Source organism: Sphingomonas sp. Ag1, from assembly GCF_000980895.1.
In the GTDB taxonomy this organism is placed as follows: Bacteria; Pseudomonadota; Alphaproteobacteria; order Sphingomonadales; family Sphingomonadaceae; genus Sphingomonas; species Sphingomonas panaciterrae.
In genome coordinates, this window is the sequence record NZ_LAZX01000079.1 from 44,122 (window position 1) to 55,309 (window position 11,188).

Sequence of the window (11,188 nt, forward strand, 5' to 3'; positions counted from 1 at the left end):
TGATCAAATCCCGGGGCCAACGACCAAACGACACCCACCCCTCCCGGCCCAACGCGGAAAGGCGGTGTCGTGGTCTCGCCTGGCAACGCGAAGGTTGCTGCAATCGCCACGATCCCAGGGATCGAGTATGTTGACGATTGCCCCGGGGCCGGGTGGCTACTCCCCAAGAACGGCAGCCTGTCTAGCGGATGCCGGTAATCGGATCAATAGTATCCGATTTGGTGCCTGGCGACCAAGGTGTGCCTGCCGTTCAGCTCTGATCGTCTACGACGCGGGGCCAACAAGGGCTGATGACGATGAAAAGCACGATCTGCGCGGGGATTGCAGCGCTTGTGGCGCTGGGTGGCTGTGCGTCGATGCGCCCGGTGGAAGGGCCGGTGAGGCTGGGGCAAGTGGCCTATGTCGATGGGCCGCGCGTCCGCGTGGATGAGATTATCGAGGACAGTCGCTGCCCGAGCGACTTGCTGTGCGTCTGGGCCGGCCGCCTGATCGTGCGGGCAACGGTACTGGGCGGCGGATGGGAAAAGCAGCTCAGGATGACGCTGGGCGAGCCTGTCGCTGTGGCGGACGGCGCGCTGACGCTTATCACCGCGACCCCGGTGCCGACGCGGCGGAAGCCCGTTGGAATGCCGGAGCCTTACCGCTTCACCTTCGCCTTTCAGGGCGGGCTGTAGAACAGGGTGCGCCCTAGGAGCCTTAGCCAGCTGCCGCGTTCTTGGGCGTCGGCGCTGACCCGGCGAGCCTCAGGATGCGATCGAGCAATTTTTCGTGGATCGGCCTGCCGCCGAGCAAATAGGCCGTGAAATTGGCCGCAAGGCAGGTGGCGAGCAACGGCAGCGACAGGGGGTAAGCATTGGTCAGTTCCAGCGTCAGGACGACCCTAGCGGCGAGCGGACAGAGGCGGTGAACAAGCCGCCCATCGGCGCGATGACAAAGGCGCTGGTCGCGGAGCTGCCATCCGGCAGGAACGCACTGGCGGCACGGGCAAAGGCGACGCCGACGCAGGCGGCCAGCGACAGGATTGGCGCAAAGATCCCGCCCGGCACCCCGGTCGAATAGCTTGCCACCGTGGCGCAGAAGCGTGCTGCCGCCAGCAGCAGCATGACGAGCACGCCCGCCTGCGCGCTCGCCCAGCCCGGGATCATTGCCTCACCATCGGTGACCGCCTGCGGCACCAGCGCCACCAGTGCGCCCATCGCCAGCCCGATCGCGGCGAAATAGGCATAGTAGAGGCGCCTTTGGGCCGCGTCGGCAAAGGCCAATCCGCGCAGCAGCCCGGCATTGAGGAGGACGCCAAGCCCCCCCCAGGAGCCGGCCCAGCAGCACGAACAACGGCAGCATGGGCAGCAACACCTCCGCCGGACTCATCGGAAGCTCCGCGATGGTCCCGCCGATCCCGCGCGTCATCACCGTCGAAAGCACGGTGACCAGGATGACGGCCATATAAGTGCCGGTCCGCCAGGCAAACTGGCGCCGCGTTTTCCCGATCACGAACAGCACGCCGGCGACCGGCGCGTCGAAGGCGCAGGTGAGGACTGCCGCCGCCCCGGCCGCGATTGTGTTATTTGCTGACCAGCCCCAGTGTTGTAGGAGCGCCTGTCAGTAATCACATCAGCGGAGTCGTCCGTCATGTCGCTGCGACTTCCCCAGGGACTTGGGCCTTCCGTGGCGCCGGACCGGCTGAACCAAGCGTTCCAGCACGAGATCGCAGCGGAAAAGGCAGCGTCGCTCGGTCGGTCGGGGAAAAAGCTGGCGGCCACGCTGGCGCAGCTACACAGTGCCGCCGACGAGGGTGATCGCGCGACGCTGATCAAGAACGCTGCCGAGGCGGCGCATCATTATTTCATCCAGCGCGAATTGTGTGGCTTGTTCGTCCACCAGTCCATCATCGACGACTACGATATCCCGCGAGAAGTATTGGCGCAGATGGGTGCTCGTTAAGGTCAGGCTATAACTTGCCGACCACCTTGGCAGCGGCATTTGACTCGACGGCGAGCGCCTGAGCGTAGCGCGCCGGCTGGGCGGGGGATTTCCAGCGCAGCGCCTGCATGATCCCGGCGAGGTCCTGCCCGCTGGCGAAGAGGTCCTGCGTCAGCCCGACGCGCGTTGAGTGCGCGGTGAGGCTCGCGCGCCAGATGTCGAAATCGGCGCTGTCGATCATTCCCAGCAGCCCCGCCGCATGGGCCGCGTCCAGCATCGCCCTATATATAAGAGTCACGGATTGCGCGGAGAGCGCGGCGCCGACGCTCCAGATATCGGCGCCCGACTTGTCACGCGTCCGATGGAGGCGGCGAAACAGCGCGCCGTCGCTGCGCCCGCCACATGCCGCGCGCCACTCGCCCAGCGCGGTCATCGTCCTGGCGGAGAGATAAGCGTAGGCGCCCGCCCCCTCCTGATCTGCCTTGGAGCGCGGCACGAACAACCTGCCGCCGCCCGCGCCACCGCGCTCCACATGCGGCCAGCGGATCGCGACGATCTCCGAGCGTCGCAGGCCGGTGTCGAACGCAAGGCTGAGCAGCGCGCGATTACGCTGACCCGGCAGATCGTCGCCGGTCGCCGCCAGCATCGCTTCGACGCAGACGCCGACTGGCCCGGCGGCCGCCAGCGGATCGGCAACCTCGCCGCGGAAACGCAGCCCGCGCGCCTGTCGCTGCCGCACCCCCAGCGCGCGTCGCTGCGCCTTCAGCTCAAGACGCACACGCTCGGTACGGGTGGGATCGGGTTGGTCGGCCAGCGCATGCAGCCGCGCGATCGACGCCGTATAGCGCGCCAGCGTGGCCGCCTTCTTTCCGTGATCGGCCTGATCGGCGAGGAACGTCGCGACGGTCGCAGGCAAGGCGGGCAATGTCATTAGTCCGCGTGCGGCACACCAACCGGCGAACACGCGAATGTCGGCGCGCAGCGCGCGCCACGAATTGGGGCTCATCGCGCGGCGCGCCGCATCGATCACATCGGCGTCGATCGCAACGATGCCCGACCCGGTCACGTCATCGGCAAATGGCAGCAACGCGTTCATTGTTTTCGACCGTGCGCGACGACGCGCGTCCGGTCAACCGCACTAGTGATAGCGGACATTATCGCTAGTGCGCAGCTGCTGCTTCTCAGCGCTCTCGCACGCGTAACATTACGGATCGAAGATCGGCGATCACTCAAAGCTGCGGCGCAAAGGAATCGATCATCTTCCGGGCCGGCAGGCAGTTGCTTGGGCTTTGTTATATAGGAGTGAAGTCCGTGCGCGCTTATGCTCTTGTCGCTGCCCCGATCCTGCTGTGGAGCGGCGGCGCCCACGCGCAGCTTGCATCCACCGTGACCGGCGAGCTGCAGGTGAAGCTCCTCGTCACCGCATCGTGCGAGGTTTCGGGATCCTCCAGCGGCGGGATCGGCAGTGCGCTCCTCGATTTCGGCTCAACCCAATTGCTGCTGGACGCAATCGATGAGGATACCGGCACATCGGGCCCGAATGCATTGGAGGTGCTCTGCAACCCCGGCGTCACCTATTCGGTGACCTTTGACGCGGGGCAACATGCCACGGCGATCAGCGATCGCGCCATGCAGCTTGAAGGCGGAACCGAGCTCGTTCGATACCAGATCTATTCGGATGCCGCGCGGGCCAACATCCTGTCGACCCTGTCCGGAACTGGCACCGGGACGCCCGAAGCAATCCAGGTATTCGGCCGGGTGCCGGCACAGGCTGCGCCGACGCCCGCCACCTACCGGGACGTCGTCACGGTTACGGTCTCGTTTTGAAAGGTTGGACGATGCGCCTGCAATCGGCATCCCTGCTCCTTGCACTTGGCGCGACGCCGGTGACAGCGCAGACCGCGCTTCGCGTTCAGCCGCTGACGGTGGAGGTGACGTCGCCGGCGCAGGCGTCCGCCGTCAGCGTGCAGAATCGTGGCGCTCGTCCCATGAACCTGCAAGTCCGCGTGTTCGATTGGACCCAGGTGAACGGCCAGGATCAGATCGCCCCCACAACCGAGGTTGTCGCGAGCCCCCCGGCGATGACGATCCCGCCGGGCGCCAGCTACACCGTCCGGATTGCGCGAACCGCCGGCCCGGTCTCCATGGGTGAAAGGAGCTACCGGCTCTGGATTGACGAGCTTCCACCGCCTGCCCGGCAGATGCCGTCGGGCGGCGGTGAGGTGGACGTCCGATTGCGCTACGACCTGCCGGCGTTCTTCCGCGACGGTGATCCGCAGCCCGCACTCGCCTGGCGGGCATATCGCTCGGGCGGGCAGTTGGTGATCGAGGCGACCAACTCCGGCCGCAGTCACGCCCGCATCGATAATCTGCGGCTCGAGGGCGCCCAGGCACCGATCAGTTTCGGGAGCGGCCTCAATGGCTATGTTCTCCCCGGCGCCACGCGGCGCTGGGTCGCCCCCGCCGGGGCGGTGCTTCCGACTGCGGATAGCAATGTGACGCTGGTCGCAGGAGTCGGCGGTCGTGAGATCAGGCAAGCGACCACGATCGCCACCCGGTGAGCGGTTCTTTTGTGGGATCAAGGTTGCCGTTGCCACCTGTCTCATCGTGGTATCGGGCGGTGCCGCCGCCGCACAGGAGACCCCGGCGACGCAGGACGTCGAACTTGTTCTGGCGGTGAGGGTGAACGGCAGGGTCTCACCGTTCTTGTGGCAGGTGACCCGCCTTCCGGACGGAAGCGCTGGCAATGACGGCGGAGCGTTTGCGACTGCTGGGGTTCGATCTGCGCCGCCTGGGTATCCCGCCGGGCGAGCAGTTGGTGAAGCTGGCCGACCTTCCGGGTGTCAACGTTCAGTACCGAGAGTCCACGCAGTCGCTGTCGTTCGAGGCGGGCGAAAAGGCGCTGGTTCCGGTCGTTCTTGACGAGTCCGCGCTTCAGCCACCGCTCAATCCGGACAGCGTCGAGACGAGTACCGGCGCGGTCCTCAACTATAACCTCTTCGTCGATGGCTCGCGCGCGGGGCTCCATGCGACAGGCCAATACGACTTCCGCTTCATCAGCCGGTACGGCGTTGGTCAGACCACCGGCTTTGCCAATTGGCGCCCGCCCAGCAAGGGCGGCTTCGAACATGTCCGGCTCGACACGCAATGGCGCTATGTCGACGTGCGCCGCGTGCTGGCGATGACCGTGGGCGATACGATTGCCGATGGAGGGCAGCTCGCCACCGCCTATCGGATGGCGGGCGTGCAGATCCGCCGCAACTACAATGAGCGGCCCGATCTGGTCGCCACCGCGCTGCCGGTCCTGACCGCCTCCGCCGCTGTCCCCTCGAGCGTCGATTTGTACCTGAACGGCCTGCGCTATTTTTCAGGGCAGGTCGGACGGGGCCCGTTCGAGTTCCGGTCGCTTCCCAATCTGGGCGGCGGTGCGACCGCGACGGTGGTGCTGACCGATGCCAGCGGCCGCGAGACCAAAATTACCAAACCGCTGTTCTTCGTCCCTAACCTCCTGCCGAAGGGTCGGATCGGCTTCTCGCTCGAGGCGGGTTTTCCGCGGCGAAACTGCGGGACACGGTCGTTGATTATTATCCGGATTTCGCCGCGTTGGGCACGGTCGCTTACGGCCTTTCCGACCTGCTGACCGTGCTCGGCCATGTCGAGGGTACGCGCGGCCTGTGGAATGCGAGCCTGGGGGGCATCACCCGGCTGGGGGACTGGGGCTCGCTTACCGCCGGGCTCGCCGTCAGCCGCTTCCAGGGCAGGATCGGCATCCGGCGTCGGATCGACGTTCAGGCTCGGGTGGCCGGGATCAACCTGTTCGGTGGCATCGAGGATGCCGACAGCCGCTACCAGGACATCGCCAGCGCGACGCTGACGCGCGAACAACTGACCAATCGCTCGCCCGATCTGGTCGTCGCACCGGATCCGACGCTGCCGGCGCTTCTGTCATTTTCCCGGCGGGTGAAGCGGTTCGGCGCCAATTTCTCTATCCTGCGCACCGGGGTGAACCTCAACTACGCTCATGCTCGGCTAGGGGATGATGACCTGCGGATCGCCAGCCTGTCGCTGTTCCGCCCCGTGTTCAGGCGCTCGTCGATCTGGATCAACGGGTACAAGGATTTCGGGAGCGGTCGCGACTGGGGCGTCTTTGCCGGCATCACCTTTCCGCTGGGGCGCAGCGGATCAGCCTCCGCCTCCGTCTCGCGGACAGACCGTGGCGCGCGGCTTCAGACGCGGGCTTGGCGCTCCCCGGGGGTCAGGCGGGGATCGTTCGGCTGGACCGTGACGAGCAACCAGGCGCTGTCCGGGCCGAGCGACACCTATCGCGCCGCCAATGTCGCCTACCTTGCCCGCTTCGCCACGCTGGAGGCGGGGATCGAGCAATATGGCGGCGACGTCCACGCCACCGCTTATGCCGAAGGCTCGATCGTCGCCATGAACGGCATTTATGCCGCCCCGCGCATCGACACGAGCTTTGCCGTGGTCACCGGAGCCGGAGCCAACACTCCGGTGTTGTCGAATACCAAGCTGGTGACGCGGACGAACAAGCGCGGCGCGGCACTGGTGACGGACCTTGATCCGCTGCAGCCCAACACCGTCTCGATCGACCCCACCCTGCTGCCGGTGGATGTGCGGCCGGCCCGTACCGACGCGGTGGTGGTGCCCGCGCCACTTGGCGGGGTGGTGATCGATTTCGGCGTGGCGCGCGAAAATAGCGCGGTCGTGGTCCTCGTCGATGCGGCGGGGCGTGTTCTGCCGGTGGGCACAACCGTCACGGTGCGGGGCGGCGGCGAGCCGACGGTCGTCGGCTATGACGGGCGGGTGTATCTCACCGGACTGGGCAGCTCAAACGAGCTCGACGTGCAGATCGACGGGGGCGGCACCTGCGCCGCGCAGTTCGATTATCAACCCGCTGAGGGCCGGCAGGTAGAGATCGGGCCGGTCACATGCCGCTAGGGTCAGCGAAGCGGCTCCTGACTCCTGTGGCGTGCCGCTGCCTGTGGCTGGCGATCATCGGCGCTATCCTCGCGATCCTTCTCGTCCCGCAGGAGGCGAAGGCCAACGCCTTTTGCCAGGCCGATCAGCCGACGCTCGATTTCGGCTCGGCCCTTACGGCACGGGGGACGATCAACTGGACCTGCACCAACTTCGACCCCACCCCCGTCGCCTTCACCTTGTGCGCCGCGATCGGCACGCCAAGCTACCCGGGAACACCGCAGCAGCCCAAGATGATCGGCAGCTCTCCCATCTTCCTGGACTTCAACGTCTATGTCGACAGTGCCGGAAACGAGCTGTGGGACAGCAGCACGCTGCTGACGGCGAACGTGGCCATTGCCGCCAATGGCAGGACATCCGGCACCTTCACGTATTACGGGCGAATACCCCCCGGACAGGCCGCGCCCCCGGGCAGCTATTCGGCCTTCTTCTACAATACGTTGATCGGCATTCTTACCACCGGCACAAGCATCTGCCAGCGTAACGCGCCCGATTTTTCAGGGATTGACGTGACGCTGAGCGTGCGCGCCACGTTGATCGAGGCATGCACGCTCGGCACGATCGGCGACATCGACTTTGGCGAGCTGGCGGGCTTTCGCGACCAGATCGATGCGGCGGGATCGGTGCAGCTGGTGTGCCCGCCGAACCGCGGCTGGACGCTCAGTTTCGATGGCGGGCGCCATGCCGCGGGGACCGAGCGACGCATGCAGGATGCGGACGGCAACCTTGTTCCCTATCGACTGTACCGTGATGCCGCGCGCACCGACACGTTCGCGATCGACGGGTCGGTGACGGGTGCCGGCACGGGCGCGGCGCAGACCGTTCCGGTCTATGGCCCGGTGGAGATCGGCGCGCTGCCGCCGGTCGGGCAATATTCCGATTTCGTGGTGGTCACGCTAGGTTTCTAGCTGGTTGCAACGCCCTCGTGCGAACGCTCCAGCGCGCGCCCATAGGCGTCGCGGCCGGTGGTGCGCGCGAGGTAATCCCTAGCCGCCGGGCTGAGCGTGAGGTCGCAATGACGCTGCCCGAGCATGAAGGCGTATGTCACGGAAATATCTGCCGCGGTGAACCTGTCCCCGGCCAGATAAGGCGCCTCAGCGAGCCGCCGCTCGACCAGCGTCACGCGTTTCCGGAAGGATTGCAGGCACCAGCGCGCGGCCCAATTGTCGCGCTCAGCCGGCGGGGCCATGAAGCGGCTGACGATGGCGGGCATCATCAGCGTCGCCAGCCCCGCCTCACCGAGGTGAAGGAACTGCTGATAGGCGGGAAAGCCGGGATCATGCGGCGCGGGGGCCAGCGGCGTCGGGCCGTGGCGGGCGAGCAGATATTCCATGATCGCGATCGATTCGACCATCGTCACCGGACCGTCCTGCAGCACGGGGATATAGTCGGCCGGGTTGAGGGCCAGGAACTGGGGGTCGCGTTCTTCAGCCAGCATGTCGACCTGCCGCACCTCATAGGGCAGGCCCATTTCCTCCAGCAGCCAGACGACCCGGATCGAGCGCGAAATCTGTCCGCCCCAGATGGTGATCATGCGTCGTCCCTTCCGCCGTTGCTGCGTGCGACCCGATCGTGGCGGGGCGATCATAGGCGTATCCGGGGCGGCGCGGTACCGCTTTAGCTGGCGAGGCGGCGGATGTCGGGGACGTGGTGGCGGTACACGCCGGGGGCGGTGCACGTCGTCAGCCGGTCGATCGCCGCCGCCACGATCGCGGCTTCGAGCGCGGCGTAGCGGCCGAGCGGGCCGGGGAGCAGCGGGTCGAGCAAGGGGGCGATACGCTGCGCCAGCCACTCCCCAGGGCGGCGCTCCGCGCGTGGGCCGAGGAGCAGGCTGGGGCGAAGGATGTCCACCCGGTCGAAGCCGAGTGTGGCGACGCCCGCTTCGGCCTCACCCTTGGTGGCAAGATACAGGCCGCGGCCGCCGGCACCGACCGAGCTGACCATGATGAAATGATGCGCCCCCACATCACGGGCGAGGCGGGCGAAGGCGAGGACATAATCATGGTCGACGCGGCGGAAGGCGGCGGCTGATCCGGCGGCGCGGCGGGTGGTGCCGAGGCAGCAGATGGCGACGTCGGCGGGTGCCGTCGGGAGGGCGGCGAGCGCGGTGAAATCCACCTTGCGCTCCACGGGCTGCCGGGGATTTCGCACGAGGCTGTCGAGCGTGACGTCGGGACGGCGGCGGAGGCGGGCGGTGAGGAGGCCGCCGACCAGGCCCGTGCCGCCGGCCATGATGATGCGCGTGACCATGCGCGCGAGGCTAGGCAATCGGACGCACGCTGTCGACCAATTGGGCGGGTGCGCGGCGGCCGCGAGCGCAGCGCGAGCGGCCGGGGTGCGGCCTGTTGCCGGCGCGATTTGGCCACGGGGCGCGATGCGCCGGCCAGCACCCTTGCCGCAGGCGCTTCCATCCGGCACGACGCCCGCCGGGGGGAAAAATGATCCGTACATCCATCGCCGTCAGCATTCTGTTTGCCATGGTCGCGCCGGTCGCGGCGAGCGCGGCGGATCGCCCCGCCACCCAGCGCCTGCCGGCGGGCGATCCGCGCGGCGGGACCGAGCGGCTGGACGGGTTGCTGCCGGTGCATGTCGATCGCAAGGGCGGGCGCATCCTGCTGGCGCTGCCGGCGCCGGGGCGCGACGGGGTGGCGACACGGCTGCTGTATATCAATGCGCTGCGCACCGGGCTTGGCTCCGCCCCGATCGGGCTTGATCGCGCGCAGCCGGGGCCGGCGCAGGAGCTGGTGATCCGGCGGCTGGGCAAGAAGATCGCGTTCGAGCTCGCCAACCCGCGGTTCCGCGCCACCAATGGCTCGGCCGCGGAGCAGGCAGCGGCGAGCGATGCCTTTGCCACCTCCACGCTTTGGCTGGGCGATGCGATCGATGCCGCCGACGGCACATTGCTGGTCGACATCGCGCCGTTCCTGGCGCGCGACACCAAGGGGATCACCGCGCAGCTCAACAGCGGGGGCGAAAAGGGCTGGAAGCTGGTCGAGGCGCTGAGCGCGGCCGACACCAACAATGTCCGGGCCTTTCCGCTGAACCTCGAGTTCGAGGCGCGGCAGACCTATGCCAGCGAGACGCCCGGCGCGGAGGTGCGCAACATCGCGCCCGACCCGCGGCAAGTGACGATGGTGGTGCGGCACAGCTTCGTCGCGATGCCGACGCCGGGCTATGTCACCCGCGCGTTCGACCCGCGCGGCGGCAGCTTCGCGACGCAAGTGCTTGATTTCGGTGCGCCGCTGGGCGGGCAGATCGTGCAGAACCTGTCCAACCGTTTCCGGCTGGAACGGGTCGACCCCGCCGCGCCGCGATCGCGCGTGAAGACGCCGATCACCTTCTATATCGACAATGCCGCGCCCGAGCCGATCCGCACCGCGCTGCTGGAAGGCGCATCGTGGTGGAAGGCGGCGTTCGAGGCGGCGGGATATATCGATGCCTATCGCGTCGAGATCCTGCCCGACGGGGCCGACCCGCTCGACATGCGGTACAATGTCGTCAACTGGGTCAATCGCGCGACGCGGGGCTGGTCCTATGGCTATGCCGTGTCCGACCCGCGCACCGGCGAGATCCTGAAGGGATCGGTGCTGCTGGGGTCGCTGCGCGTGCGGCAGGACATGCTGATCTACGAAGGGCTGGTCGGAGCGGACAAGACCGGGACGGGCGGGCCGAACGATCCGGCGCAGGTCGCGCTGGCGCGCATCCGGCAGCTCGCCGCGCATGAGGTGGGCCATGCGCTGGGGCTGCAGCACAATTTCGCCGGCAGCACGCAGGATCGCGCATCGGTGATGGATTATCCCGCGCCGCGCATCGGGCTGGTCAATGGTGCGCCGGACCTGAGCGATGCCTATGGCGTCGGGCTGGGCGCATGGGACCATCATGCGATCGACTGGCTGTACGGCGACCCCGCAGGCGGCAATCCCGACGCGGCGGCGCGGGCCAAGGCGGCGGCGGCGGAAGCCAAGGGCCTGCGGTTCGTTTCCGACGAGAATTCGCGCGTCGTGTCCGCGTCGCAGCCATGGGGCAGCCTGTGGGACGACGGCGCGGACCCGGTCGCCGAGCTGGAGCGGATGATGGCGGTACGCGCCGCGGCGATCGCACGCTTCGGCCCGCGCGCGCTGGCGACGGGCGAGCCGGTCGCGGCGCTGCGGCGCAAGTTCGTGCCGATCTGGCTGCTCCACCGCTACCAGGTGGAAGCGGCGGGCAAGCTGCTGGGCGGCGCGACGTCGACCTATGCCGTGGCGGGGGGCGCGGGCGATCCGGCGGCGGCGGC

The 11,188-nt window shown here is 67.7% G+C and carries 11 protein-coding genes, 2 pseudogenes and 1 riboswitch; of the genes and pseudogenes, 8 read left to right on the top strand and 5 right to left on the bottom strand.

The window, feature by feature from the left end; all coding sequences use genetic code 11:
- Position 1 precedes the first annotated feature (1 nt).
- A riboswitch (yybP-ykoY riboswitch) is annotated at positions 2 to 177 on the bottom strand.
- 113 nt (positions 178 to 290) lie between these two features.
- A complete protein-coding gene (locus XM50_RS19480; RefSeq protein WP_231621844.1) occupies positions 291 to 674 on the top strand; it encodes a hypothetical protein in 384 nt (127 codons plus the stop codon).
- Positions 675 to 869: 195 nt separating this feature from the next.
- On the opposite strand, the pseudogene XM50_RS19095 reads toward XM50_RS19480, so the two are convergent.
- Together XM50_RS19095 and XM50_RS21115 are read right to left on the bottom strand one after the other, a co-directional pair.
- A pseudogene (locus XM50_RS19095) lies at positions 870 to 1,289 on the bottom strand (chloride channel protein); the annotation flags it as partial.
- A gap of 25 nt (positions 1,290 to 1,314) precedes the next feature.
- Positions 1,315 to 1,557 (bottom strand): annotated as a pseudogene (locus XM50_RS21115) (chloride channel protein); the annotation flags it as partial.
- Between the two features lie 72 nt (positions 1,558 to 1,629).
- Between XM50_RS21115 and XM50_RS03855 the strand changes: the two are divergent.
- On the top strand, positions 1,630 to 1,941 hold the full coding sequence (locus XM50_RS03855) for a DUF6665 family protein (protein ID WP_046407492.1): 312 nt from the start codon (positions 1,630 to 1,632) through the stop codon (positions 1,939 to 1,941).
- A 7-nt stretch (positions 1,942 to 1,948) separates the two neighbouring features.
- Here XM50_RS03855 and XM50_RS03860 read toward each other — a convergent pair whose 3' ends face one another.
- Positions 1,949 to 3,016 (bottom strand): tyrosine-type recombinase/integrase, encoded by a 1,068-nt coding sequence (locus XM50_RS03860; RefSeq protein ID WP_046407494.1) that lies wholly within the window; start codon positions 3,014 to 3,016, stop codon positions 1,949 to 1,951.
- 215 nt (positions 3,017 to 3,231) lie between these two features.
- Between XM50_RS03860 and XM50_RS03865 the strand changes: the two genes are divergently transcribed.
- From XM50_RS03865 to XM50_RS03885, 5 genes are all read left to right on the top strand, one after another.
- Positions 3,232 to 3,747, top strand: coding sequence for a Csu type fimbrial protein (locus XM50_RS03865; protein ID WP_197075330.1), 516 nt, complete (start codon positions 3,232 to 3,234; stop codon positions 3,745 to 3,747).
- 11 nt (positions 3,748 to 3,758) lie between these two features.
- Entirely contained in the window at positions 3,759 to 4,481 is a 723-nt protein-coding gene (locus tag XM50_RS03870) for a fimbrial biogenesis chaperone (protein WP_046407497.1), read from the top strand.
- Between the two features lie 185 nt (positions 4,482 to 4,666).
- Complete coding sequence (locus XM50_RS03875) at positions 4,667 to 5,560, top strand: fimbria/pilus outer membrane usher protein (protein WP_046407498.1); 894 nt, start codon at positions 4,667 to 4,669, stop codon at positions 5,558 to 5,560.
- On the top strand, positions 5,524 to 6,876 hold the full coding sequence (locus XM50_RS03880; protein WP_046407499.1) for a fimbria/pilus outer membrane usher protein: 1,353 nt from the start codon (positions 5,524 to 5,526) through the stop codon (positions 6,874 to 6,876). The genes XM50_RS03875 and XM50_RS03880 overlap by 37 nt, the downstream gene beginning before the upstream one ends.
- Entirely contained in the window at positions 6,867 to 7,823 is a 957-nt protein-coding gene (locus XM50_RS03885; protein WP_082102683.1) for a Csu type fimbrial protein, read from the top strand. Before XM50_RS03880 ends, XM50_RS03885 begins: the two co-directional genes overlap by 10 nt.
- Here the strand turns inward: XM50_RS03885 and XM50_RS03890 are convergent.
- Positions 7,820 to 8,449, bottom strand: coding sequence for a glutathione S-transferase family protein (locus XM50_RS03890; RefSeq protein WP_046407506.1), 630 nt, complete (start codon positions 8,447 to 8,449; stop codon positions 7,820 to 7,822). The two genes, XM50_RS03885 and XM50_RS03890, sit on opposite strands and share 4 nt — an antisense overlap.
- An 83-nt stretch (positions 8,450 to 8,532) precedes the next feature.
- Complete coding sequence (locus XM50_RS03895; protein ID WP_046407508.1) at positions 8,533 to 9,165, bottom strand: NAD(P)H-binding protein; 633 nt, start codon at positions 9,163 to 9,165, stop codon at positions 8,533 to 8,535.
- A gap of 188 nt (positions 9,166 to 9,353) precedes the next feature.
- On the opposite strand from XM50_RS03895, the gene XM50_RS03900 reads away from it, so the two are divergent.
- A partial coding sequence (locus XM50_RS03900) for a zinc-dependent metalloprotease (RefSeq protein ID WP_046407509.1) occupies positions 9,354 to 11,188 on the top strand: 1,835 nt, incomplete at its 3' end.

Coding starts and splice junctions, on each gene's coding strand:
- XM50_RS03875 (WP_046407498.1), top strand. CDS start 4,667: ATGACGGCGGAGCGTTTGCGACTGCTGGGGTTCGATCTGCGCCGCCTG.
- XM50_RS03885 (WP_082102683.1), top strand. CDS start 6,867: ATGCCGCTAGGGTCAGCGAAGCGGCTCCTGACTCCTGTGGCGTGCCGC.
- XM50_RS19480 (WP_231621844.1), top strand. CDS start 291: ATGACGATGAAAAGCACGATCTGCGCGGGGATTGCAGCGCTTGTGGCG.
- XM50_RS03860 (WP_046407494.1), bottom strand. CDS start 3,016: ATGAACGCGTTGCTGCCATTTGCCGATGACGTGACCGGGTCGGGCATC.
- XM50_RS03895 (WP_046407508.1), bottom strand. CDS start 9,165: ATGGTCACGCGCATCATCATGGCCGGCGGCACGGGCCTGGTCGGCGGC.
- XM50_RS03890 (WP_046407506.1), bottom strand. CDS start 8,449: ATGATCACCATCTGGGGCGGACAGATTTCGCGCTCGATCCGGGTCGTC.
- XM50_RS03855 (WP_046407492.1), top strand. CDS start 1,630: ATGTCGCTGCGACTTCCCCAGGGACTTGGGCCTTCCGTGGCGCCGGAC.
- XM50_RS03870 (WP_046407497.1), top strand. CDS start 3,759: ATGCGCCTGCAATCGGCATCCCTGCTCCTTGCACTTGGCGCGACGCCG.